Source organism: Actinocorallia sp. B10E7, from assembly GCF_039871655.1.
In the GTDB taxonomy this organism is placed as follows: Bacteria; Actinomycetota; Actinomycetes; order Streptosporangiales; family Streptosporangiaceae; genus Actinocorallia.
Genome location: NZ_JBDPLZ010000017.1, coordinates 37,560 through 60,738, shown reverse-complemented (window position 1 = coordinate 60,738; position 23,179 = coordinate 37,560). Strand labels below are relative to the sequence as shown.

Annotated in this window: 20 protein-coding genes; 6 read left to right on the top strand and 14 right to left on the bottom strand. The window is 70.6% G+C overall.

Annotation, left to right across the window (positions count from 1 at the left end):
• Positions 1-24: 24 nt before the first annotated feature.
• The 10 genes from ABGB12_RS33935 to ABGB12_RS33890 form a co-directional block, all read right to left on the bottom strand.
• Positions 25-2,064: a hypothetical protein gene (locus ABGB12_RS33935; protein WP_347684460.1), complete on the bottom strand. Its 2,040-nt coding sequence runs from the start codon at positions 2,062-2,064 to the stop codon at positions 25-27.
• Between the two features lie 74 nt (positions 2,065-2,138).
• Positions 2,139-2,966 (bottom strand): hypothetical protein, encoded by an 828-nt coding sequence (locus ABGB12_RS33930; RefSeq protein ID WP_347684458.1) that lies wholly within the window; start codon positions 2,964-2,966, stop codon positions 2,139-2,141.
• 13 nt (positions 2,967-2,979) lie between these two features.
• Positions 2,980-4,272 carry an MCE family protein gene (locus ABGB12_RS33925; protein ID WP_347684456.1) on the bottom strand — a complete coding sequence of 431 codons (1,293 nt, stop codon included), beginning with the start codon at positions 4,270-4,272 and terminating at the stop codon, positions 2,980-2,982.
• Positions 4,272-5,315: an MlaD family protein gene (locus tag ABGB12_RS33920; protein WP_347684454.1), complete on the bottom strand. Its 1,044-nt coding sequence runs from the start codon at positions 5,313-5,315 to the stop codon at positions 4,272-4,274. Before ABGB12_RS33920 ends, ABGB12_RS33925 begins: the two co-directional genes overlap by 1 nt.
• The gene (locus ABGB12_RS33915; protein ID WP_347684452.1) at positions 5,312-6,394 is read right to left on the bottom strand and encodes an MlaD family protein; all 1,083 of its coding nucleotides are present in this window, start codon (positions 6,392-6,394) and stop codon (positions 5,312-5,314) included. The genes ABGB12_RS33920 and ABGB12_RS33915 overlap by 4 nt, the downstream gene beginning before the upstream one ends.
• On the bottom strand, positions 6,391-7,416 hold the full coding sequence (locus tag ABGB12_RS33910; RefSeq protein WP_347684450.1) for an MlaD family protein: 1,026 nt from the start codon (positions 7,414-7,416) through the stop codon (positions 6,391-6,393). The genes ABGB12_RS33915 and ABGB12_RS33910 overlap by 4 nt, the downstream gene beginning before the upstream one ends.
• A complete protein-coding gene (locus tag ABGB12_RS33905; protein ID WP_347684449.1) occupies positions 7,416-8,468 on the bottom strand; it encodes an MlaD family protein in 1,053 nt (350 codons plus the stop codon). Before ABGB12_RS33905 ends, ABGB12_RS33910 begins: the two co-directional genes overlap by 1 nt.
• Positions 8,468-9,499 (bottom strand): MCE family protein, encoded by a 1,032-nt coding sequence (locus tag ABGB12_RS33900; protein ID WP_347684448.1) that lies wholly within the window; start codon positions 9,497-9,499, stop codon positions 8,468-8,470. Before ABGB12_RS33900 ends, ABGB12_RS33905 begins: the two co-directional genes overlap by 1 nt.
• Positions 9,496-10,359, bottom strand: a complete 864-nt coding sequence (locus tag ABGB12_RS33895) for an ABC transporter permease (protein WP_347684447.1) — start codon at positions 10,357-10,359, stop codon at positions 9,496-9,498. Before ABGB12_RS33895 ends, ABGB12_RS33900 begins: the two co-directional genes overlap by 4 nt.
• Positions 10,360-10,365: 6 nt before the next feature.
• A complete protein-coding gene (locus ABGB12_RS33890; RefSeq protein WP_347684446.1) occupies positions 10,366-11,178 on the bottom strand; it encodes an ABC transporter permease in 813 nt (270 codons plus the stop codon).
• Positions 11,179-11,436: 258 nt separating this feature from the next.
• Between ABGB12_RS33890 and ABGB12_RS33885 the strand changes: the two genes are divergently transcribed.
• Positions 11,437-12,618, top strand: a complete 1,182-nt coding sequence (locus tag ABGB12_RS33885) for an acyl-CoA dehydrogenase family protein (RefSeq protein ID WP_347684444.1) — start codon at positions 11,437-11,439, stop codon at positions 12,616-12,618.
• Between the two features lie 40 nt (positions 12,619-12,658).
• Here the strand turns inward: ABGB12_RS33885 and ABGB12_RS33880 are convergent, their stop codons facing one another.
• Positions 12,659-13,360, bottom strand: a complete 702-nt coding sequence (locus ABGB12_RS33880) for a gamma-glutamyl-gamma-aminobutyrate hydrolase family protein (protein ID WP_347684442.1) — start codon at positions 13,358-13,360, stop codon at positions 12,659-12,661.
• A 428-nt stretch (positions 13,361-13,788) separates the two neighbouring features.
• On the opposite strand from ABGB12_RS33880, the gene ABGB12_RS33875 reads away from it, so the two are divergent.
• Entirely contained in the window at positions 13,789-14,907 is a 1,119-nt protein-coding gene (locus ABGB12_RS33875) for a globin domain-containing protein (RefSeq protein WP_347684440.1), read from the top strand.
• Between the two features lie 18 nt (positions 14,908-14,925).
• Here ABGB12_RS33875 and ABGB12_RS33870 read toward each other — a convergent pair whose 3' ends face one another.
• The gene (locus ABGB12_RS33870) at positions 14,926-17,133 is read right to left on the bottom strand and encodes an anthranilate synthase component I (protein WP_347684438.1); all 2,208 of its coding nucleotides are present in this window, start codon (positions 17,131-17,133) and stop codon (positions 14,926-14,928) included.
• A 271-nt stretch (positions 17,134-17,404) separates the two neighbouring features.
• On the opposite strand from ABGB12_RS33870, the gene ABGB12_RS33865 reads away from it, so the two are divergent.
• Both ABGB12_RS33865 and ABGB12_RS33860 read left to right on the top strand, forming a co-directional pair.
• Positions 17,405-17,971 (top strand): VOC family protein, encoded by a 567-nt coding sequence (locus ABGB12_RS33865; RefSeq protein ID WP_347684436.1) that lies wholly within the window; start codon positions 17,405-17,407, stop codon positions 17,969-17,971.
• An 11-nt stretch (positions 17,972-17,982) separates the two neighbouring features.
• Complete coding sequence (locus tag ABGB12_RS33860) at positions 17,983-18,624, top strand: carboxymuconolactone decarboxylase family protein (protein WP_347684434.1); 642 nt, start codon at positions 17,983-17,985, stop codon at positions 18,622-18,624.
• A gap of 3 nt (positions 18,625-18,627) precedes the next feature.
• Here ABGB12_RS33860 and ABGB12_RS33855 read toward each other — a convergent pair whose 3' ends face one another.
• Positions 18,628-19,254 (bottom strand): TetR family transcriptional regulator, encoded by a 627-nt coding sequence (locus ABGB12_RS33855; protein WP_347684432.1) that lies wholly within the window; start codon positions 19,252-19,254, stop codon positions 18,628-18,630.
• 61 nt (positions 19,255-19,315) lie between these two features.
• Between ABGB12_RS33855 and ABGB12_RS33850 the strand changes: the two genes are divergently transcribed.
• Together ABGB12_RS33850 and pgm are read left to right on the top strand one after the other, a co-directional pair.
• Positions 19,316-20,125, top strand: a complete 810-nt coding sequence (locus ABGB12_RS33850) for a DNA-formamidopyrimidine glycosylase family protein (protein ID WP_347684430.1) — start codon at positions 19,316-19,318, stop codon at positions 20,123-20,125.
• A gap of 59 nt (positions 20,126-20,184) precedes the next feature.
• The gene (pgm, locus tag ABGB12_RS33845) at positions 20,185-21,810 is read left to right on the top strand and encodes a phosphoglucomutase (alpha-D-glucose-1,6-bisphosphate-dependent) (protein WP_347684428.1); all 1,626 of its coding nucleotides are present in this window, start codon (positions 20,185-20,187) and stop codon (positions 21,808-21,810) included.
• Here the strand turns inward: pgm and ABGB12_RS33840 are convergent.
• The gene (locus tag ABGB12_RS33840; protein ID WP_347684426.1) at positions 21,768-23,141 is read right to left on the bottom strand and encodes an NAD(P)/FAD-dependent oxidoreductase; all 1,374 of its coding nucleotides are present in this window, start codon (positions 23,139-23,141) and stop codon (positions 21,768-21,770) included. The two genes, pgm and ABGB12_RS33840, sit on opposite strands and share 43 nt — an antisense overlap.
• Positions 23,142-23,179 lie beyond the last annotated feature (38 nt).

The following is a 23,179-nucleotide window of genomic DNA, read 5'->3' as shown; positions in this document are numbered from 1 at the left end:
CCACCGACCCTTACCGCCGGCCCCTCAGGACACCGCGTCCAGGCAGCGCCGGTAGAAGCCGGTCTCCAGCCGCTCGGCCACCGCGCGCTCGAGCGCCTCGACCGGGTCGAGTCCCAGCCCGGAGAGCCGACGGATGATCTTGGCGTGGCGCTCGGCGTAGTGCCCCTCCCAGAGTCCCGAGGTCCTCAGGCGGTCCAGTTCGGCGGCGGCTCCCGCGGTGAGGTCGCCCGTCCCGTCCATGCCCGCCAGGGCGTGCAGCGCGTTCAGGAGGTCGCGCAGCGCGGTCGCGGCCGGGGGCGTCCCTCCGCCGGGGGTGCCCACCAGCACCTGCCGCCGGGTACGGACGGCGCCCAGCAGGAAATCGCCGTCGGTGACGGTCTCGGCCGCGTCGACGAACAGCACGTCGTACTCGCCCGGAGGGAGCGCGTCAGGACCCGCGCAGACCACCTGGGCCGCCTCCTGCGGCGCCGCGGTGAGCAGTTCGTGCCGGGCGGAGGCCCGTTCCCGCCAGACCTGCTCGTCGAGCCCGCCGAGGAAGGCGTCGATCTCCCGCCTGTGCCGTTCGACGGTCTCTCTCGCCGATTCCAGGTCCCGGCGAGCCTCCTCCACGGCCCGGGCGGCGACGGGCTCGTGCTGTTCCAGGGCGGCCCGGGTCTCGGCGAGGCGCCCGTCCAGCGCGGTCTCGTGCTCCTTCGCCGCGGCGATCGCCGTGTCGGCCTCGGCCAGCGCGGCCCTGGCCGCCGACAACCGCTCCTCCGCGGCCATGCCCTCGGTCCTGGCCCGGTCCGCCGGCTCGGCGGCGCGCGCGGCCTCGGCCGCGGCCTCGGCGGACAGCGCGGCCTGCCGTTCGTGCTCGGCGCGCACCGGCTCCAGCTCGGCCTCCAGCCGGGGCAGCTCCTCGGTGAGGCGGCGCTGGGCCTCCTGCGCCGCCTCCAGCTCCCGGCCGCCCTGCTCCAGGAAGGCCGTCAGCCCGGCCCGCTCCCCCTCGGCCCGCTGCCTCGCCTCGTTCAGCTCGCTCGCCCGGGCCAGCGCCTGCTCGGCCTCCAACCGCCGGGAGGCCACCACCGCGCGCAGCTCGGACAGCTGCGGGCGGCCCGGCGCCAGATGCAGCCGCTGGGCGAGGTTCTGCCGTTTGCGTTCAGCGGCCAGCGAGGACTCCGCGCCGGCCAGCCGGTAATAGGTCGCGTGGCGCAGCGCCTCGGCCTCGGCGGCCAGCCGGCCGACCCGCTCGGCCTCCTCGGCGACCGCGGGCAGCTGGGCCCTGGCCCGCTCCAGCCGCTCCCCCAGGTCGCCCTGGGCCTGCTGGACCGAGGCGGCCTCCGTACGCAGGTCGCCTATCCGCTGCTCCACCTCGGACATCCGCCGGGCCGCCTCGCCCGCCGCTGACGCCGCGGCGGCGGCCTGACGGGCCGCGGTCTCCGCGACGTCCTTGGCCTCGGTGAAGGCCTCCAGACGGCGGGCCGCCTCCTGTGCGGCCTCCCGCTCGGCGGCGGCCACGGCCTCGCGCGCCTCGACCGCCTGCGTCACCGCCGCTGCCGCCTGCTCCCTCCCCGCCTCGAGGGACTCCAGCTCCGACTTCAGCCGCCGCTCCTGCTCGACGGCGGCGTTCTCCCGCCGCGCCAGCTCGGCCTCCGCCGCCTCCAGCGCGGCCAGATCCCCCGGCCACTGCTCCAGTATCACCAGGTCGCGGCGCAGGACGCGCAGCTCCTCCTCCCAGCGCGGCCCCACCGGCCGCAGGGCGGCGTCGACCGCCAAGAGGCCGGCGGGCACCCGCGCGGGGTCGCCGAACAGCAGCACCCGTTCCCCCAGCCGGACGGCCTCGGCCACCAGTCCGGCGAGCCGGTCCGGTGAGGTGACGACCGCGACCTGCCGGACGTCTCGCCTCTCCGGATCCAGCAGCGCGCCGGCCAGCGCCGCCCGGTCACCGGGGAGGGTGCCCTCCCGCAGCGCCCGCAGCGCGGCGAGCCTGGCGTTCCAGTCGGGCCCCGCGAGCCCGGACGAGCCCGGCTCTCTTCGGCGGTCCTCCAGCAACTGGTACAGCGCCACCAGGGGTGCGTACTCCACAGAGATCCGTTGCTGAAGTTCCTCCGCGCTCATGGCCGTAAGGTCTCACATCCCGCCGGGCCCCGGCGAACCGGTCACGGCGTGCCCGACGACGGAACCGCGGACGGGCTCACCTCCGGGACGTCCAGCTTCTCCGGGTCGACGGCGTTGCCCTTGTCGTCGGTCATCGACTCGTCGTCGATGCCCAGCACGCCCACACCGCTCACCAGCCACTCGCCCTTCACCAGGTTCAGCTCCACCAGCAGCCGCATCCCGGTGACGGTGCGCACGAACTCCTTGCTGGTGATCTGGGTGTCGGCGACGACCATGGTCTTGGCGACCGTGCCGTCGAAGTCGTTGGCGAACACCTCGCGGACGGTGACCTTGGAGTCGGCCTCGAGTTCGGTGATGAGCGGGAACTGCATCTTCACGGCCTGGCCGATCGCGCTCTTGTACTCGGGCACGGCCAGCGCGGTCAGCCGCTTCTCCCAGCCGTCGAGGTCGGTGTTCTCATACAGCAGGAACGCCTGGGCGAACTCCGCCGAACGGGTCCTCACCTGCTGCTGGGCCTGCAGTTTCTCGTCCGACGACGTCCAGGCCCGCCACAGGAACGCCGAGCCCACCAGCGAAGCGGTCAGGAGGAAGAGCACAACGGCCGCGGCGATGACCCTGCCGTCCAGGCGGCGCTCCCGCCGGGGGCGTTCCTTCTCCGCAGGGGCCTTCCCCACTGCGGCCTCGACCTCGGACGGCTCGTCCTCTCCGTCCTGGCCGGGCCCGGCATCCGCCTCTGCGGCCTCCTCCGGCGCCGCCTTCTCCGGTTCGGCCTTCTCCGATTCGACTTTCTCCGGCTCCGGCTGCTCCGGCTCCTCGGACGGCGTGACCGCGCTCTCGAGTTCTTCTTCGATCTCGGTGCTGTTGCTCATGTCTCTCCAGTGGTCAGCGACCCGCACGACGGCGGACGAGTCGCAGGGAACGGCGGGCGGTCAGTGCCAGGATCGCGGCGGCCAGCACGATCGGGATGACGGGCAGCCAGCGGCCCAGGGGCGAGGAGTCGGACGCGGGCGCGGCGTCGGCGACCGGGGCCTCGACCTTGGTGAACGGCCCGGCCGCCTCGGCGGGCTTCTGCTTCTTCTCCGGCTGGGTCCGGCCCGTCTCCCGCTCGAGGTCCGCGGTCTTCTGGTAGGCCCCGGTGCAGTAGTAGAGCTGCGGGGTCCGCGGCTGGGGCCTCGGCTTCGTGAACTCATCGGCGATCGGCACCGGGCCGCCCGCGGTGAGCGCCGTGGTGACCCTGGCGTAGTGGTTGCCGCTCTTCTCCCGGACGACCACGTCGTCGACGACCTTGGGGATCTTCTGGTCCAGCAGTCCGAGCGCGTGGCTGAGCTGGGCGCTGGCCTCGGGGGTGAACAGCGGAGGCGCCTTGGTGCCCAGAGCCGTGAGCAGGCACTTGATCCCCGGTTTGGCCGCCTCGATCATCTCGATGGTGTTGGCCAGGAACTGCGGCCCCTTCTCCAGGATGGAGTCGAGGTCGCCGCGGCGGTCGGCCAGCTCGCCGTTGAACGCGGCGAGGCCGTCGAGCCCCTCGGCCAGTTGAGGACCGCCGTCTGCGAGGGTGCCGGTGAGCTCGGTCAGCCGCACCGAGAGCTGGTCCAGCAACTCGGCGTTCTCGGCGAGGGTGCCGGTGAGCTGATGTGCGTCGCCCACGAGGTCGCGCAGGGTGGTGTCGCGGCCTTCCAGTCCGACGGCCAGTTCGTGCAGCAGCGTGTTGGCGTCAGCGGGGTCGACGGCCTCCATCAGCCCGCCGACGCTCTCGAAGAGCTGCTTGTAGTCGACGGCGACGCTGGTGCGCTCCAGCGGGATGCGGTCGCCGCCGCGCAGCGGCCGCTCCGCCGGCCCCTCGGCCGGCTCCATCTCGATGTAGGGTTCGCCGATCGCGGACTTGCGCAGCACCGCCGCCTTGGCGTTGGACGGCACGACCACGCCCCGGTCCATGTGCATGGCGACGACGACCTTGCCGGCGGTCAGCCGCACATCGTCCACCGTCCCGACCCGGACGCCCAGGTAGGCGACCTCCAGGTCGCTGCGCAGCCCCGGCGAGGAGGCGAACTCCGCCTCGACGGTGAACGGCCTGCGGATCGCGTCGACGCTCACGATGCTCGTCAGCGCCCAGACGCACAGGACGACGCCGAGGACGGCGAAGACGGCCAGGTTGAGCAGGATTCTGGGCCGCATCAGTCCTCCTTCTGGGTGACCGGGGAGAGCGCCTTGCGGGTCGAGACCCTCAGGTCGACGTGCTCGCCCCGGCCGTCGTTGGCGGTGATGTGGCTGCCGTCGGCGTTGAAGTCCAGGAACCCGGCGAGCCAGGCCTGCATGAGCCCCTGTCCCTTGTAGGTCAGCGAGGGCGCGCCGAGCAGGTTGGAGTTGAGGCCGTTGACCAGGTTCTTGAGGTCCTGGCGGCCGCGCACCATCGCCTTGAGCATCTTGTCGAGCTTGAGCAGCAGGGAGCGCAGCCTGGCCCCGTGCTCGCCGCGGATCCGGCCGTTGAACTCCTCGCCGAGGGTCACCAGTTCCTGGACCGCGGCCTTGAGCTCCTTGCGGTCGCGCTCGACCCGCTCGGTGACCAGGGTGATCCGTCCGGGCAGCCGGTCGAGCTCACCGCTCTTCTTCGCCAGGGAGTCGCCGAGCCGGGCGAAGCCGTCGATGGTGGTCTCCAGGTCCTTCGCGGCGGAGGCGTAGCTGTCGGAGACCTGGGAGATCTGCTTGATGAGCTTGTTGAGCTCGGGTCCCTTGTCCCGGACCGCGGTGGCGACCGCGTCGACGATCTGCTCGATGTCCTGGCCTCCCACGGAGGCCAGGACCGGGCCGATCTTCTCGGAGATGCTCTCCAGGTCGGGCTGAACGTGGGTCTGGGTGATGACCGCGCCCTCCGCCAGGGAGGGCTCGCTGTTCATGGAGGCCCCGGACGGCAGCGTGATCTTGATGTAGTTCTCGCCCAGCAGCGAGGTCTTGGCCACCGAGGCGGTGACGCCCTGGGGCAGCTTGAGGCCGGGTTCCAGTTCCATCTTCACGTGCGCGCGGAACCTGTCGTCCAGTTCGATCCCGGTCACGGTGCCGACCGGCACGTCGGCGATCTGCACGCTGTGCCCGACGACCAGGGTCTGCACGTCGGTGAACTCGGCCTCGAACTCGAAGCCGCCCTGCGGCGCGCCGAGCGTCTGCACCGAGCACGCGCTGGTCGTGGCGGCCAGCACGGCCACGACGAGGAGCTTTCTCATGGTGCCCCCGCCTTCTTCTTTTTCTTCTTCTTGCTGTCCTTGTCGGTCTTCTTGATCGTCGGGTCGGCGCAGTTGCCGAGCGGAGCGTCCAGGCAGGGCACCGATCCCCAGCCCATCGCCGTGAAGATCGGCTGGAGCCAGGCGCGGGCGATCCCGCCCGGTGGCAGCCGGACGGTGACGACGTGCCGCTTGGGGTCCCAGGCCTTGACCACCACGCCGGCGAAATCCGCCAGGGCGGCGATGGCCTCTGCGGTCGAGCCGCTGTTCGCCTTCATCGTCATGACGATCTCGGAGAGGTCGGCCACGGTCGACGGCAGCTTCTCGTGGTAGACCTTGATGACGACGTCGCCCTGGCGGATGACGGCTTCGAGCCCGCTCAGGAAGCCGCGCAGCTGCTCGCGTTCGTCGCCGAGCAGCCCGCCCGCGTCGTTGAAGGCCTTGAACAACGCCTTCAGTTTCTCGTCCCGGCGGTTCAGCGAACCGGCGAGGTCGTTCAGCGAGGTGGCCAGCGAGATCAGCCGCTTGTCCTGGGCCGCCAGGTTGTTGGTGAGGTCGCCGATGGTCTGCAGCCCGTGGTTGATGTCCTCGCCGTTGTCGCGCACCAGGTCGGCACCGCCCTTGAAGGTGGAGCGCAGCTTCTCGGGGTCGACCGACTCGGCGAGGGTGGTGAAGGCCGACAGCGCGTCGTCGATCTCGACCGGGAGGTCGGTGCGCTCCTGCGGGATGACGGTGCCCGGCTTCATCCGCTCCGCGCCGGGCTTCCAGGCCGGGTACAGGACGATGTTCCGCTCGCCGACGGTGTTGGCCGACACGATCGCCGCGTGGGCGTCCGCGGGGATCGGGATGTCCCCGTCGATGAGCAGTTTGGCCTTCACCCGGTTGTTGGCGTTGTCCACCTCGATCCGCTCGATCGTGCCGACGTTGGCGCCCATGATCTTCACCCGGGACTTCTCGTACAGCGAGGGGGTCTTGGCGAAGAACACCGTCAGCTCGTAGGTCCCCCCACCGCCGACGGCCGAGCAGCCGCCGGCGGTGGTCATGACGGTGAGCGCGAGCAGGCTCGCGAGCCCTCTTCTCATTGCGACTCCTTCAGCATCTGCGCGAGCTGGGCCAGGTCTCCCGGGGACACCTGGCCGATCTGGCTGAAGATGACGTCGGTGAAGTTGCCGTACTGGCCGATGGACGCGAACGCCGAGAGGGTGGGGCCCGCCCAGGCCAGCGCGGTGTTCAGCTCGTCCACCTTCGGGTCGAGCGTGTCCATCGTGTGCTGCAGGTCGCCGATGATCTGGTTGAGCTGCTTCTGCTGGTCGGAGATCAGGTCGCCGACGCTCCGCACCGCCGAGCTGCCTCCCCCGAGCAGCAGGGTGAGCTGGGTGCGCCGCTGCCGCAGTACCTCCAGCAGGGTCATCGCGTTGTTCACCAGGGTGGACAACGTCGCGTCCTTCTCCTTGACGATCTTCAGGATCCGGTCGCTGTTGTCGAGCAGCTCGGTGATGCGGCCCTGGCCGGTGTTGAGCTCCTCGGCGAGGTCGACGAGGTTGGACAGGGACCGGGAGAGTTTCTTGCGGCTCTCCTCCGACAGGCCGCCGAGCTGGTCGATCACCTTGCTGAAGGTCTTGGCGTCTATGCCCTTCAGCAAGGTGGCGCCCTCCTTCAGCACCTCGTTGACGGTGATCGGGGTCCGGGTGCGCTCCAGCGGGATGCGCCGCCGGGACTCCGGCTGGTCCGCCAGGTAGGGCGTGGTGACCGGTCCGGTGAGCCGCAGGTAGCGGCCGCCCAGGATGTTGGACATCCGGATCTCCGCGCGGGTCTGCGGGCCGAGGTCGATGCCGCGGTCGACCTTCCACTTCACCAGGACCAGGCCCTTGCCGAAGTCGGGTTCGACCGCGGTGACCTCGCCGACCTGGACCCCGGCGACCAGGACGTTGTTGCCGTCGCGCAGCCCTCCGGTGTCGCTGAAGACGCCGCTCATCTCGTAGCGGTTCTTCAGCAGGCCCATGGTTCCGGTCAGGAAGGTCCCGGCGATGGCCAGCACGAGGGCCGTCAGGGAGACCAGGCCGACGGTGATCGGCGAGCGGTCGCGGAAGGACTTGAGCGCCATCACTTCCCTCCGACGAGGATCTTGCGCAGGGTCTGCGGGCTCTGCGGGTTGCCCTGGTAGTCCTTGAGGACGACCGGGTAGGGGCAGGTCCCGTCGACGAGGGTGAGGCAGGCGACCCCGCCCTTGGCGTAGTCGCCCGCGTTGAGCATGGAGAACAGGCGCTGCAGCTTGGGCCCGGCCAGGTCCAGCGTCTTCTTGACGCCGTCGAGGTTGCCGTCGACGCCGGCCGTGATGATCGCGAGGGCGGCGATGACCTTCTCCAGCTGGTCTCCGTTGCGGCCGATGACCTTGTCGGAGGTCTGGAACGTCTTGCTGAGCTCGACCAGGGACTTGTCGAGCAGTTCGCGGTTGCGCACGAAGGCGTCGCTCAGCTCGACCAGGTTGTCGGTCATCTGGCGGATCTGCTGGTCCCTTCGTGCGATCACCCCGGTGACCGTCGTGTAGTCCTCCAGGAGCCGGTTCAGCGTGGTGCGCCGGGAGGCGATGGTCGAGGAGAGCTGGTCGACGTTGGAGATCAGCTGGGTGACGTTCTCCTTGTTGCCGTCCAGCGCCAGGTAGATGGAGGTGAGCAGCTCGTTCAGCTGCTCCGGGTCCAGGCTTTTGGCCAGCGGGGAGATCTGGTCGACCAGTTCGCCGATGTCCACCACCGAACGGGTCTTCTCGATGTGCGCGCCGTCCTTGATCTTCTCGGTGCTGGTACCGGGGATCACGTAGACCACCCGCTGGCCGATCGCGCTGCGCCAGCGGATGGCGGCCTCGCTGTCGGCGGGCACCCGGTACTTCTCCTGGATGGTCAGGGTGACCACCGCCTTGCCCCGTTTGACCTCGATCGAGGCGACCTGGCCCACCGGAGCTCCGGCGACCTTGACGACGTCGCCCTTCATCAGTCCGGTGACGTCGTCGAAGGTGGCCGTGATCTGGTAACCGCCGCCGAAGGCGACCCGGGCGATCTGGGTGCCGATGAGGAAGGTCAGGGTGCCGGTGACCGCGAAGAACACCGCCAGCTTGAGCAAGGTCGTCCGGCGCAGCCTGGAGCGGGAGCTGAGCGTCATCACTCGCCTCCCTTCTTGGTCTTCTTCGAGCCGCCCTGAGGGCAGACCCCGAGCAGGATCTGGCAGGGGTCGCTGGGCAGGAGGATCTTCACCGCCAGCATGCGTCTGCCGTCCGTGCCCGTGGCGGGCCAGCTGAGCTTGCGGTAGACGGGCAGGAGGTTGTTGCCGGTGCGCAGCCCCGGGCCGATCAGCCCGAGCTGGGCGTAGATGACGCCGACCGCGCGTTCTCCGGAGTGGAAGCCCTCCCGGAGGTCTCCTCCGTAGTTGTGGAGGCCGCGGCCGGTCGTGGCCGACAGTTCCGCGACGTTCAGGGCGAACCGCCGCAGCCGTCCGTCGCCCTTGGCCGCGGTGTCGATGACCGCGTTGGTGTCGGCGACGATCGAGGCGACGTCCTCGCCCGCGCCCCGGATGCTCGCCAGCCGGCCCAGGTCCTTCAGGAACGTCCGGGCGTTCTTCCGGTTGTCGTGCGCCACCTGGACGATCACTTCGAGGCTCTCGATGGTCTCGCGCAGGTTCTCTCCTTGGCCGCCCAGGCCCTGGGCCAGGGCGTCGACCACGATCGCGATGTCCGAGGGGTCGAGCGCGGCCAGGGCCGCGTTGGCGTCGGCGAGCAGGTCGTTCAGGTCGCGCGGGTCGGAGGTGTTGGTGATCTCGGATCCGCCGGGCAGGTAGGGGCCGGTGGTCTCGTGCTCGCCGGGCAGCAGGTTGACGAACTTCGGGCCGAACACCGAGGCCGGCTCCAGCGAGGCCACCGTCGTGTCGGGGAGGCGCACCCCGTCGTTGATCCGCAGGGTGAGCCTGGCCCGCCCGTTCGGCAGCAGCTCGATCCGGTTGACCTTGCCGACCTCCATGCCCCGGATCTTCACCGGGGAGGTGGTGCCCAGTCCCTGGCCCGCCTGGGTGAACTCGGCGGTGAAGGGGGTGCCCTTGGACGCGAAGGGCTTGAAGATCGCGGTGTACAGCGCCAGCACGACGACCAGGAGCGAGGCCGCCGAGACGACGAGCCGGCGGCGCAGCGTGAGTTCCTTCATCCGGACAACCTCACCGTTCCGCCCTGACCCCAGAACACGTAGGACAGCAGCAGGTTCAGGACGACGATCATGATGATCGACAGCCGGATCGCCCGGCCTGCGGCGGTGCCCACGCCGACCGGGCCGCCGCTGGCGTAGAAGCCGTAGTAGCAGTGGATCGTGATGACCGCGAAGGCGAACACGCCCACCTTGACCGCGCTGAAGAGCAGGTCCTTCAGCGGCAGGTAGAGGTGGAAGTAGTAGTCGTAGACGCCGGGGGCCAGCCCGAAGAACTCGGTGCTGACGAACCTCGTGGCGAAGAAGCTGGCGAACAGCGCGATCAGGTAGAGCGGGACCAGCGCGATGAGCGCGGCGACCACCCGGGTGCTGATCAGGTAGGCGAAGGAGTTGATGCCCATCACCTCGAGCGCGTCGATCTCCTCGGAGATGCGCATCGCGCCCAGTTCGGCGGTGAACGCCGAGCCGCACTGGGCTGCGAGCGCGATCCCCGCGATGATCGGCGTGATCTCCCGGACGTTCATGAAGCTGCCCACGAGGCCCATGAAGGACTCCGCGCCGATGACCTGCAGGCCGGTGTAGACCTGCAGGCCGATCTCGGTGCCGACGAACAGCGACATGGTGAAGGTCACGAAGACCATGCCGCCGCCGACGACCGTGCCGCCGACTCCGATGACGATGTCGCTGACGTGCTGGGCGACGGTCTTGGCGTACTTGAACCTGAAGAGGATGTCGCGGATCGCGTACAGGAGGACCCGGCCCAGGAAGATCGGCCAGCCGGACAGTCCGGCGAACCGCTCGACCGCGGCCGTGGTGCCCTTGCTCGCGCCGAGCGCGACCTTTCGGGGGGCGTTGATCAGCATCCGGTCTCAGATCTTGGGGGGGAAGGCGATGACGTAGATGGTGGTGATCACGTAGTTGAAGGCGAAGACGAGCATCAGCGCCACGACGGTGGCCTGGTTGACCGCCCGTCCGACGCCGACCGGGCTCTGTTCGCAGCTCATGCCCTTGTAGCAGGCGACCATCGCCGCGATGAAGCCGAACAGCCAGGCCTTGAACAGGGTGACCACGAGGTCGGAGACCCGCAGCAGTCCCAGCGCCCCGTCGAAGTAGGCGCCGGGGGTCACGTTCTGCAGGAGGACGTTGAAGAAGAAGCCGCCGATCGCCCCGGACAGGATGACCAGGGAGGCCAGCATCGTGGAGACCAGGCTGGCCGCCCACATGCGCGGGGTCACCAGCCGGTGGATCGGGTTGACGGCCATCACTTCCATGGCCGACAGCTCGTCGCGGATCCGCCGGGCCCCCATGTCCGAGGTCATCGCGGAGCCTCCGGCGCCGGCGATGATGAGGGCGGCGGCGAGCGGGGCGACCTCGCGGACGAGCCCGACGAGGACCGCGCCTCCGGTGGCCGACTGCGCGCCCAGCTGTCCGGCCAGGTCACCGACCTGAAGTGCGACGGTCGCGCCCAGCGGAAGCGCGATGAGAACGACCGGAAGGGTGGTGACCTTCGCCAGGAACCAGCACTGTTCGACGAACTCCCAGAACCAGTTCTTTACATCCCAAGTCCGTCTCAACCCTTCCAGAGCGATGGTGAACAACTCACCGATCTGGGTAAGAAGGTCGCGGATCCTACTGGTGACCATCACCGGCACGCTTGCCAAGGCCACCTCCAGTGACGTCATGCATCAATTAACGACCAAGCGCTTGGTACGGTAACGCGCGTCACACGAGAACCACAAGACCTCACGTCCAATAGATGGTGAAGCGGGACGGTCCTCCGGCTTTCACAGCTATCACTTGGCTTTCTCCCCTGGCAGCACCGGTGACACGATCCGGCCAGACCTGGTCGTCCGCCGGCGCCGGAAGGCATGTCAGTAACCACTTACTTCGATCGGTTAGGGTGTTCTCCGAAGCCAAGACCTAGATCAAGGAGGCGACCGGTGGACTTCACCCTCCCGGAGAGCGCGCAGGCCGTTCGCGACGGCGTCGCGGCCGTCACCGCCAAGTACGGCTACGAGTACTGGGACAAGTGCGACGCCGATCACCGCTGGCCCGAGGAGGTCTTCCAGGACCTGGCCGAGGGCGGCTGGCTGGGTCTGGCCATCCCCGAGGAGTACGGGGGCGGCGGGCAGGGCCTGCTGGAGCTGGCCGTGGCGCTGGAGACCCTCGCCGCCTCCGGGGCGGGCGCCGCGGCGTCCTTCATCTACCTGCTGACCCCCGGCTTCGGCGCGCTGACCATCAACCGGCACGGCACCGCGGAGCAGAAGCAGAGGTTCCTCCCCAAGCTGGCCGCCGGCGAGCTTGAGACCTGCTTCGCGCTCACCGAGCCCGACGCCGGCAGCAACGCCATCAACATAGCCACCCACGCCCGCCGCGACGGCGACGGCTGGCTGGTCAAGGGCCAGAAGATCTGGATCTCCGGTGTCGAGCGCGCCGACCACATGCTGCTGGTCACCCGCACCATCCCGGCGGCCGAGGCCAAGCCGCGCACCGCGGGCTTCACCGTCTTCCTGGTGGACGTCAAGGCGGGCGTCGAGGCCGGCACCCTCACCTACCAGCCGATTCCGAAGATGGGCACCAACACCGTCGCCTCCAGCATGGTGTTCCTCGACGACCTGCGGGTCACCGAGGCCGACGTGCTGGGCCGGGTCGACGGCGGGTTCGCGGTGCTGTGGGACATCCTCAACCCCGAGCGCATCCTGGCCGCGGCCTCCGGCGTCGGCGGCGCCGAGGCCGCCCTGAAGGTCGCGGTGGAGTACGCCGTCGACCGGGCTCCCTTCGGCAAGCCGATCGGCACCAACCAGGCGCTGGCCTTCCCGCTGGCCAAGATCAAGGCGCAGACCGAGCTGGCCCGGCTGATGACCTACAAGGCCGCCTGGCTGTGGGACCGCGCCGAGCCGTGCGGCAGCGAGGCCAACATCGCCAAGCTGACCGCCTCCGAGGCGGCCTGGATGGCCGCCGACCGCGCCTTCCAGACGCACGGCGGCATGGCCTACTCGCTGGAGTACCCGGTGGCCCGGATGTTCCGCGACGCCCGCATCGGCAAGAACATCCCGGTGGCCGAGGAGCTCGTCCTGGCCCACATCGCCCAGCACGACCTGGGGCTGCCCAAGAGCTACTGAGCAGGGCAAGGGTCACTGAGCAGGGGCCGCCGGCCCCGGCTCACTTCGCGGCGGCCTCCGCCAGCGCCTCGAAGAGGCGGAGGTCGTCGCCCTCCTCGGGGTGCCACTGCACCCCGAGGCCGAACCGGTGGCCCTGCACCTCGACGGCCTCCACCACCTGGTCCGCCGCCCAGGCGACGGGGACCAGGCCCCTGCCCGGGTGCCGCACCGCCTGGTGGTGGTAGGTCGGCACATCGACCAGCTCGCCCAGGAGCCGCCCGGTCAGGCTGTCGGGGGCGATGCGCACCCGGTGCCGGGTGAACCTCCCCTGCTGCGGCAGATGCCTGTCGTGCCCGACCTCGTCGGGCAGGTGCTGGATGAGGGTGCCTCCCTGCACCACGTTGAGCAGCTGCATGCCCCGGCAGATCGCCAGGAAGGGCGTGTCGGCCTCCATCGCGGCGCGCAGCAGCGCCGACTCCCACCGGTCGCGCGCCGGGTCCGGGGTGCCGGTGCGCTCGTGGGGCGCCTCCCCGTACCGGGCGGGCTCGACGTCGGGGCCTCCCGCGATCACCAGCCCGTCCAGCCGGGACACCAGCGACTCGACCCCGTCCAGGCTCGCCGGAGGCGGCAGCAGTACCGGCTCTCCCCCACCGCGCTCCACCGAGCGGGGGTAGGAGGTGGCCAGCAGCGCGGCCTCCCGGATCCACACGCCCCAGCGCGCGGCCTCCTGGTAGGTCGTGATCCCGATCAGAGGTCTGGTCATCCCGCCCCTTCCGTCTCACCAGTAGCTTGCCGCAATTCGACGGCGGGCGCAGCCCCTCCGCCGCTCCAGGCCCCTTGCGATCAAGGTGAGATCGGCGCGGGCGTCCCGTGAATTCCCGAGGATCCGCCCCGGAAAGACCACACTCCCATTTCCTAGAAAATCAAGAAAAATCATGCAACCTCTCTCATTTCGAGACTTACGGTTTCTTGATGGGAACCTGTTGAGGTTCTCCACCTGGGATGCGACACTCCCCGTGAGTGATCGACAGCACGCGATTCCGCGATCGGGTACCGGGGAAGGGGCGGCCCCGGTCAAGACGCGCTGGATCGGAAGAGAACCGCGCGCCAGGGGGGCGTTGATCCGGCATGTCCGTGAACACCGGACTGATCAAAGAGAGTCTGGCACTTCTCGCACCGCACACCGATGCTTTGACCTCCTATTTCTACGGCAGGCTCTTCGCGGCGAATCCGGAGCTGCGCGCGCTGTTCCCGCCCGCCCTCGACGCACAGCGGGGACGGTTCTTCCCGACACTCGGCGAACTGGTCGAGGATCTCGACGAACCGGGCGGGCTGCTGCCCTGGCTGTCGGAGATGGGCCGCGACCACCGCAAGTACGGGGTCGTCGACGAGCACTACGCGGCGGTGGGCGAGGCGCTGCTGGCCACCCTGCGCCGGTTCCTCGGACCGCGCTGGACCCCGCGGCTCCAAGAGGAGTGGACGGCCGTCTACCGCTTCGTCGCCGAGGCCATGATGGAGGCCGCCCGCGCCGCCGCGGAGAACTCGCCCTCCTGGTGGATCGGCGAGATCGTCGGGCACGAGCAACGGGCCCCCGACCTGGCCGTGCTGGCCGTCCGGCCGGGCCAGCCGCTGCCGTTCGCCGCGGGCCAGTACGTCACCGTCCAGACCTCGCACTGGCCCCGGGTGTGGCGGCCCTACTCCATCGCCAACGCCCCGCGCGAGGACGGGCTGCTCAGCTTCCACGTCAGGGCGCTGCCCGGCGGATGGGTGAGCGGCGCGCTGGTGCGGCGCGCCGAGGTGGGTCAGGCGCTGCTGCTCGGGCCCGCCAGGGGCTCCATGACCCTGGACCCCGGCTCGGACCGCGACCTGCTGTGCGTGGCCGGAGGCACCGGGCTCGCCCCGCTCAAGGCGATCGCCGAGGAGGCGCTGGCGCGGGACCGCGACCGGCGCGTCCTGCTGGTGTTCGGCGCCCGCACCCGGGAGCGGCTCTACGACCTGGACGGCCTGCGCGCGATGGAGGCCGCCCATCCCGGGCTCAGGGTCATCGCGACCGTCTCCGACGACCCCTTCTACCCGGGGCTGCAGGGCACCGCGGCCGAGGCGGTCGGCGGCCTGCGGGACTGGTCGGGACACGACGTCTACGTCGCGGGGCCTCCCGGGATGGTCTCGGCGACGGTGGCCCGGCTCCGCCGGCTGGGCGTCCCGGAGGAACGCGTCCGCCACGACGCGCCGCCGCCCGCCGTGCCCGGTCCGTCCGCTCCCGGGGGAGCGGACGGACACGGGTCCGCGGTGCCGTGCTCCGGCGCGTGAACCGCCGGGGCACGGCGATCAGCCCCTGGAGGCCCCGGCGGCGCTCTCCGAGCGGGCGCGCGCCTGCCGCAGCACGTTAGCGACGATCCGGTGGCCGTGGCCCCCGGCGGCGGTGAGGATCGACTCCGGGTGGAACTGCACGGCCCAGCGGCGGCGCACCGGGTCCTCGATGGACATGACGACGCCGTCCTCGGTCATCGAGGTGATGGTGAAGCCGTTCTCCCCCAGCAGTTCCCCGGTGGTGTGCAGCGAGTGGTAGCGGGCCGCGGTGAACTCCTCGGGCAGACCCTCCAGGATCTCCCCGCCGGTCCGCCGGACCCGGCCCGGCTTGCCGTGCTGCGGGTAGGACAGCACCGCCAGCTCGCCGCCCGCGTGCTCGACCATGGCCTGCAGGCCCAGGCAGACGCCGAAGGCCGGCTTGTCACGGACGTCGATCGCCTTGAGCAGCGCGTCGGTGTCGAAGTCCGACGGGCGGCCCGGACCGGGCGAGAGCACCACCAGGTCGGGGTCGAGCTCGTCCAGCATCCGCTCGGGGAAGCCGAAGCGCAGCGTCGTCACCTCCGCGCCCTGCTGGCGGAAGTAGTCGGCCAGGGTGTTGACGAACGAGTCCTGGTGGTCGACGAGGAGGACCTTCATGCCGCTGCCCGCCGTTTCCGGCTCCGGTTCCGGCGCGGCGGCCGCGGCCTCGGCGGCACCGCCCTGCGAGGTGGCCAGGGCCTCCAGCAGCGCGCTGGCCTTCAGCAGGGTCTCGCGCTCCTCGGCGTCGGGGTCGGAGTCGTACAGCAGGGTCGCCCCGGCCCGCACCGCCGCGACGCCGTCGCGGATCTGCGCGGTGCGCAGGGTCAGGCCGGTGTTCATGGAGCCGTCGAAGCCCACGTATCCGACGGCCCCGCCGTACCAGCGGCGCGGGGTCTCCTCGTTGTCCTCGATGAACTGCATCGCCCAGGTCTTGGGCGCGCCGGTGACCGTCACCGCCCACATGTGGGTGAGGAAGGCGTCGAGGGCGTCGAAGCCGGGCCGCAGCCGCCCCTCGATGTGGTCGACGGTGTGGATGAGGCGGGAGTACATCTCGATCTGGCGGCGGCCGATGACCTTGACGCTGCCCGGCACGCACACGCGGGACTTGTCGTTGCGGTCGACGTCGGTGCACATGGTCAGCTCCGACTCCTCCTTGAGGGAGCTGAGCAGGGTGCGGATGTTCTCGGCGTCCTCCAGCGGGTCGCCGCCGCGCTGGATGGTGCCGGAGATCGGGCAGGTCTCCACCCGGTCGCCGGTGACCCGGACGAACATCTCGGGGGACGCGCCGACGAGGTACTCGCCCTCTCCCAGGTTGAAGAAGAACTCGTACGGGGCCGGGTTGGTCTCGCGGAGCCGGTCGAAGAACCGGGCCGGGGAGTCGCACGGCCCGTACATGACCTGGCCGGGGACCACCTCGAACAGGTCGCCCCTGATGAACTTCTCCTTGGCCCGGCGGACGACCTCGGCGTACTGGCCGGGCTCCGGCTGGCCGGGGACCTGTCTGGGCACCGGGACCGGGGTCGGCTCGGTGCCCCTGGGCAGGCCCCGGGTGTCCCCCGCGTCGGTGGAGAACTCATAGGACAAGCGGGTGTAGGACTCGCGCTTGCGGTCGATGACCAGCAGCTCGTCGGCGAGGTGCAGGACCAGGTCGCGGTGGTCGGGCGAGCGCGGGATGCGCAGTTCGATCGGCTCGAACTGGAAGGACAGGTCGTAGCCGAACGCCCCGTACAGGCCCAGGTGGGGGTCGGCGTCGGCGGGGTCGGCGGGCCGGAACAGACCGGCGACGGCGCGCAGCGCGGTGAACACCGTGGGCTGGCGGCTGCGCTCCTCCTCGGCGAAGACCTCCTCGCTCCGTGGGACGTGGACCTCGATGAGACCGGGCTCGTCGAGGCGCACCTCGCCGGTGCCGCGCATGACGGCGGCGACGGCGGGCAACAGGGTCTCGCCCCTGGCGTTCAGGGCGCGGGCGCTGATGGTGCGCCCCCGGGCGACGAGTTCCAGTGACGGGTCGACATAGCCCATCGCCCAGCGGCTGTAGCGCCCCGGATACTCCATTCCGGAGCTGAGCACCCCGCCGCGCCGCACCTCGACGGCGGAGACGAGCCGGGCGAGGAGCTCGGCTTCGCTGTCGGCGTCCACCGGCACCGCGGTCCGGGTCACCGTGATGCCCCCGGCGGTCCGGTAGGTCGTGCTGGTCTGACTGTCCACCCTCTGGTCTCCTCTTGGCCTTGCCGGCTCAGGACGGAAACACGAAACGACCGCCCTGAGGGCGGTCGCTTGGGTTCAGAACATGCTCAACCGGCGCCGCCTCAGCGACGCCACCACCACTGGATGATCGTTTCGGTCCGCATGATGTTCAGCAGGTTACCGGGTCGCCGGGGCGTTGGCCAAGCAGAACTCCTCCCCGAGAGGGTTTTGTCACGGCACGGTTCCTGCCAGGATAGGGATAAAAGCAATCACTTACTTGGTGGGTGGGTTCGTGGCGAACAACGAATTCGAGATGCGGGGCTTCAACCACCTCGCGGTGGTGTGCAGCGACATGCAGAAGACGGTGGACTTCTACCAGGGGCTGCTGGGCATGCCCCTGATCAAGACCATCGAGCTGCCCTTCGGCTACGGCCAGCACTTCTTCTTCGACGCGGGGGGCGGCAACGCCCTGGCCTTCTTCTGGTTCGCCGACGCCCCCGAGGCGGTGCCCGGGATCTCCGCGCCCAAGGGCGTGCCCGACTCCGGCGAGCTGCTCTCGGCGGTCGGCTCGATGAACCACATCGCCATCGACGTCCCGGCCGAGAAGCTCGAGGAGTACCGCGAGAAGCTCATCGCCAAGGGCATCGAGGTGGGCAACATCCTCAACCACGACGACAGCGAGTACGGCGCCGCCCCCACCTGGGACGAGGGCGTCTTCGTCCGCTCCCTGTACTTCAAGGACCCCGACGGCATCCTCGTGGAGTTCGCGGGCTGGACCCGCGCCCTGGACCGGCCCGAGGACGTCCGGCACACCCCGAAGACCGCCGCCGACCTCACCCGCAACCGCACCAGCGACTGAGAGGACCAGACATGCCGAGACTTCGCCAGGTCAAGCGCGACGAGACCGACGACCCGCTGGTCCTGTTCTTCTACGACCGGCTGTTCGGCGAGGGCGTCGACCCCGTCGACAAGCCCGGCACCGCGACCGGCACGCCCGGCGACTGGTGGACGACCTTCGCCCTGGACAGCACCATCTTCAAGCACTGCGTGAAGGGCTTCCAGCTCTACCGCGGCGTCAAGCTCGACCCGCTGCTGCGCGAACTGGGCCAGACCCTCGCCGGCTACCTGCGGGGCAGCCAGTTCGTCTTCTCCCAGCACTGCAAGCAGATGCGCGCGATGGGGGTGCCCGAGGAGAAGATCCAGGCGATCCCGTCCTGGGAGGTCAGCGACGTCTTCGACGAGCTGGAACGTGCCGTTCTGGCCTACACCAACGCGCTCGTCCTGGGCGGCGGCCGGGTCCGCGACGAGGTGTTCGACGTGCTGAAGAAGCACCTGCCCGACGAGCAGATCCTCGAGCTGACCTACACCACCTGCCTGTACGACATGCACGCGGTCATGACCAAGGCCCTGCGCCTGGAGTACGACAACCGGGAAGAGGTGATCGTCGAGGTCGCCGCCCCCGAGGGCTACGACGGCCGCGACATCGCCGACGACATCACCGGCGGGGCCTGAGGCTCAGGGCGAGAAGGCGGCGGCGGGCAGGCCGCTGAGCACCAGGTCGGTCAGCGCGTCCACCACGCTCTCGCGCGGCACCTCGGGATGGTCCAGCCACCAGTCACCGGCGTTCTGGACCATCCCGACGATCGCGTGGCCCCACACCTGGGCCCGGATCCGGTCCCCCGGCGTGCCCTCGCCCGCCATCAGCTCGGCGATCTCCCGCCCCAGGCTCTGCATCACCGTGGACATGACGCTGTGCGTGGCGCTGTCCTCGGCCCGGGCCCGGTGCATGAGGAAGCGGTAGAAGTTCAGGTTCTCGGAGATCATCGCCAGATAGGTGTCGATGCCGCCGCGCACCCGGTCGGGGGTCTCCTCGGCGCTGAGCATCCGCGCCCTGATCGCCTCGATCAGCACCCGGCTGTGCCGCTCGGCCAGGGTCCGGTAGAGCCCGCTCTTGGCGCCGAAGTGCCGGTAGAGGATGGGTTTGCTGACGCCCGCCTCGGCGGCGATGGCCGCCATGGACGCCTCGGGGCCCTCCCGCTGGATCACCGCGTCGGCGGCCTCGAGCAGCGCGCGCCGGCGGTCGGGGTCCCGGCCGCCGAGAGCCGTCCCGCCCGTGCCCGCGGTCACGCTGCCTGTGCTCACGGCGCAAACGTTACGGGCAGGGCGATCTCCCCCGCCAATCGGATCCGGGTATCGTCTGCGCGTGCCCGAAGGTCATGTCATCCACCGTCTCGCCCGCAGGTTCACCGAGGCGTTCGCGGGACGGCCCGTGGCGGCCGCCAGCCCCCAGGGGCGCTTCGCCGAGGGCGCGGCCCGGCTGCACGGGCAGCCGGTGACCGAGGCCGAGGCCCACGGCAAGCACCTGTTCGTCGGGTTCCCCGTCGGCTGGCTGCACGTCCACCTGGGCCTCTACGGCAAGGTGACCTGGGGGATTCCGCCCGTTCCCGCCCCGGTCGGCCAGGTCCGGCTGCGGCTGGCCGATCCCGACACCTACTTCGACCTGCGCGGTCCCGCCGCCTGCGAGCTGCTCACCCCGGGCGAGAAGGACGCGCTGCACGCCCGGCTCGGCCCCGACCCGCTGCGCCCGGACGCCGACCCCGAACGCGCCTGGGCGATGGTCGGCCGGAGCAGGCAGCCGGTCTCCACCCTGCTCATGGACCAGAAGGTCATCTCCGGAGTCGGCAACATCTACCGCGCCGAGGTGCTCTTCCGCCACGGGATCGATCCCCGGAAGGCCGGACGCGACCTGACCCGCGAGGAGTGGAAGGCGATCTGGGCCGACCTGGTGGAGCTCATGGCCGACGGCGTCGAGGCCGGCCGGATCGACACGGTCCGCCCCGAGCACACCCCTGAGGCGATGGGACGCCCGGAGCGCGTGGACGCGCACGGCGGCGAGGTCTACGTCTACCGGCGGGCGGGGCTCCCCTGCCTGGTCTGCGGGCGGGAGGTGCGCACCGAGAGCCTCCAGGCGCGCAACCTGTTCTGGTGCCCCGGCTGCCAGGCCGCCCCCTGAGCCGTCCGGTGCCCGGGGAGCGGGAACGGGCCTGTGGGACAGACCACTAAGATCAGTACATGGTGAACGAGCGCGCCGGGCTGCAGGCCCGCCCCGAGGATCTCGTCGACGTCGCGAAGCTGGTCACGGCCTACTACGCCCTCCAGCCCGATCCGCAGGACCCCGCGCAGAGAGTGTCCTTCGGCACCTCCGGGCACCGGGGATCGTCGCTGCGCTCGTCCTTCAACGAGGCGCACATCCTGGCGACGACCCAGGCGATCTGCGAGTACCGGGCAGCCCAGGGCATCGACGGTCCGCTGTTCCTCGGCGCCGACACCCACGCGCTGTCGGAGCCCGCGCGGGTCACCGCGCTGGAGGTCTGCGCGGCCAACGGGGTGACCGTGCACCACCAGGACGGCTACACCCCCACCCCCGCCCTCTCCCACGCCGTCCTGGCCTGGAACAAGGCCCGCGCCACCCACTTCGCCGACGGCATCGTCGTCACGCCCTCGCACAACCCGCCGCAGGACGGCGGCTTCAAGTACAACCCGCCGCACGGCGGCCCCGCCGACACCGACGCCACCTCCTGGATCCAGGACCGCGCGAACGCGATCATCGCCAACGGCCTGAAGGAGGTCAAGCGCCTCCCCTACGAGCGGGCGCTGAAGACCGCGCAGACCCACGACTTCCTCGGCTCCTACGTGGCCGACCTGGGCTCGGTCCTGGACCTGGACGCCATCCGCTCGGCCGGGGTCCGCATCGGCGCCGACCCGCTGGGCGGGGCCAGCCTGGAGTACTGGGGCGCGATCGCCGAGACCCACCGGCTCGACCTGACCGTGGTCAACCCGGTGGCCGATCCCACCTGGCGGTTCATGACCCTGGACTGGGACGGCAAGATCCGCATGGACTGCTCCTCCCCGCACGCCATGGCCTCGCTCATCGGGAACCGCGGCGCCTACGACGTCTCGACGGGCAACGACGCCGACTCCGACCGGCACGGCATCGTCACCCCCGACGCGGGGCTGATGAACCCCAACCACTACCTGGCCGTCGCGATCTCCTACCTGTACTCCCACCGGCCGCAGTGGCCCGCCGGGGCGGGGGTCGGCAAGACCCTGGTGAGCAGCGGCATGATCGACCGGGTGGCCGCGGGCCTGGGCAGGCGGCTGGTGGAGGTCCCGGTGGGCTTCAAGTGGTTCGTGCCCGGCCTGCTGGACGGCTCGCTGGGCTTCGGCGGCGAGGAGAGCGCCGGCGCGTCCTTCCTGCGCCGTGACGGCGGGGTGTGGACCACCGACAAGGACGGCATCATCCTGGCCCTGCTCGCCGCGGAGATCATCGCGGTGACCGGGAAGTCCCCCAGCGTGCTGTACACCGAGCTCACCGAGCGGTACGGCGCGCCGAGCTACGCCCGGGTGGACGCTCCGGCGACCCGCGAGCAGAAGGCCGTGCTGGCGAGGCTGTCGCCCGAGCAGGTCACCGCCTCACAGCTGGCCGGGGAGCCGATCACCTCGGTGCTGACGGCCGCGCCGGGCAACGGCGCCGCCATCGGCGGCCTCAAGGTCGGCACCGAGAACGCCTGGTTCGCCGCGCGTCCGTCGGGCACCGAGGACGTCTACAAGATCTACGCCGAGTCCTTCCGCGGGCCCGAGCACCTGGCCCGGGTTCAGGAGGAGGCGCGTGCCCTGGTGTCCTCGGCGCTGGGCTGAACCTCCGCCGCGGTGAGCGGCGCGCGTCTCCCGCCGGCCGCCAGGCGGAACTCCTCGTAGGGGTTCTGCAGGCGGCCGAGCGCGACCATCTCCCGGTGGAAGAAGAGCGCCAGCGTCCAGTCGGCCACCACCCGCACCTTGCGGTTGAAGGTCGGGACCCGGGTCAGGTGGTAGGTCCGGTGCATGAACCAGGCGGGCAGGCCGCGCAGCTTGACCCCGTAGACCTGGGCGACGCCCCGGTGCAGGCCGAGGCTGGCGACCGAGCCGACGTAGGCGTGCCGGTAGGGCTTCAGCGGCTTGCCGGCGAGGGTCGCGATGACGTTGTCGGCCAGCACCCTGGCCTGGCGCACGGCGTGCTGGGCGTTGGGGGCGCAGAACCCTCCGGGGTTCGTCAGGTCGGGGACCGCCGCGTTGTCTCCGGCGGTGAAGGCGTCGCGGTGGCCTTCGACGGTGAGGGTGGGGTCGGTCTTGATCCGGCCCTTGTCGTCCAGCGGGAGGTCGGTGTCGCGCAGCATCGGGTGGGGTTTGACGCCCGCGGTCCACACCAGGGTGGAGGCCTCGAACTCCTGGCCGTCCGACAGGACGATCCGGCCGCCCTCGGCGGACTCCAGCCGGGTGCCCAGCAGCACCTCGATGCCGTGGCGGCGCAGTTCGTCCACGGTGTAGCGGCCCATCTCCTCGCCCACCTCGGGCAGGATGCGGTCGCTGGCCTCCACCAGCACCCAGCGCGGCTTCTCCGGCAGGTCCGGGAGGTACTTCAGGGCGTCGTCGGTGAGGTCGGCCAGTTCGGCGAGGGCCTCCACGCCCGCGAAGCCGCCGCCGACGAACACGTACGTCAGGGAGCGGCGTCGCTCGGCCGGGTCGCGGGTGGAGGCGGCGCGGTCGAGCAGGCCGAGCACCCGGTTGCGCAGGTGGATGGCCTCCTCGATGGTCTTGAAGCCGATGCCGTTCTCGGCCAGCCCGGGGATGGGCAGGGTGCGGGAGACCGAGCCCACCGCCACCACGAGCAGGTCGTAGCGCACGGGCCAGTCCTCGCCCTCCACGATCTCCACCCGCGCGGTGTGCCGCGCGTGGTCGATGGAGGTGACCCTCCCGATGATCAGCCGGGTGTGCTCGAGCACGGCTCTGAGCGGGACGGTCACGTGCCGGGGCTCGAGGTTTCCCGCCGCGGCCTCCGGCAGGAACGGCTGGTAGGTCATGTAGGACTCGGGGTCCACGAGGGTGAGCTCCACCTCGCCGCGTCGGAGCCGGCGCCGCAACTTCCGTTCCAGCCGCAGAGCGGTATAGAGGCCGACATATCCCCCGCCGACGATCAGGATTCTTTTCGTCATATCCCATGCGGTGCCCGATGTCCCCCCGGGGAAACTGT

Excerpts from the sequence above, each read along its gene's own strand:
- ABGB12_RS33930 (WP_347684458.1), bottom strand. The coding sequence starts at position 2,966 with ATGAGCAACAGCACCGAGATCGAAGAAGAACTCGAGAGCGCGGTCACG.
- ABGB12_RS33925 (WP_347684456.1), bottom strand. The coding sequence starts at position 4,272 with ATGCGGCCCAGAATCCTGCTCAACCTGGCCGTCTTCGCCGTCCTCGGC.
- ABGB12_RS33920 (WP_347684454.1), bottom strand. The coding sequence starts at position 5,315 with ATGAGAAAGCTCCTCGTCGTGGCCGTGCTGGCCGCCACGACCAGCGCG.
- ABGB12_RS33915 (WP_347684452.1), bottom strand. The coding sequence starts at position 6,394 with ATGAGAAGAGGGCTCGCGAGCCTGCTCGCGCTCACCGTCATGACCACC.
- ABGB12_RS33910 (WP_347684450.1), bottom strand. The coding sequence starts at position 7,416 with ATGGCGCTCAAGTCCTTCCGCGACCGCTCGCCGATCACCGTCGGCCTG.
- ABGB12_RS33905 (WP_347684449.1), bottom strand. The coding sequence starts at position 8,468 with ATGACGCTCAGCTCCCGCTCCAGGCTGCGCCGGACGACCTTGCTCAAG.
- ABGB12_RS33900 (WP_347684448.1), bottom strand. The coding sequence starts at position 9,499 with ATGAAGGAACTCACGCTGCGCCGCCGGCTCGTCGTCTCGGCGGCCTCG.
- ABGB12_RS33895 (WP_347684447.1), bottom strand. The coding sequence starts at position 10,359 with ATGCTGATCAACGCCCCCCGAAAGGTCGCGCTCGGCGCGAGCAAGGGC.
- ABGB12_RS33890 (WP_347684446.1), bottom strand. The coding sequence starts at position 11,178 with ATGACGTCACTGGAGGTGGCCTTGGCAAGCGTGCCGGTGATGGTCACC.
- ABGB12_RS33880 (WP_347684442.1), bottom strand. The coding sequence starts at position 13,360 with ATGACCAGACCTCTGATCGGGATCACGACCTACCAGGAGGCCGCGCGC.
- ABGB12_RS33860 (WP_347684434.1), top strand. The coding sequence starts at position 17,983 with ATGCCGAGACTTCGCCAGGTCAAGCGCGACGAGACCGACGACCCGCTG.
- pgm (WP_347684428.1), top strand. The coding sequence starts at position 20,185 with ATGGTGAACGAGCGCGCCGGGCTGCAGGCCCGCCCCGAGGATCTCGTC.
- ABGB12_RS33840 (WP_347684426.1), bottom strand. The coding sequence starts at position 23,141 with ATGACGAAAAGAATCCTGATCGTCGGCGGGGGATATGTCGGCCTCTAT.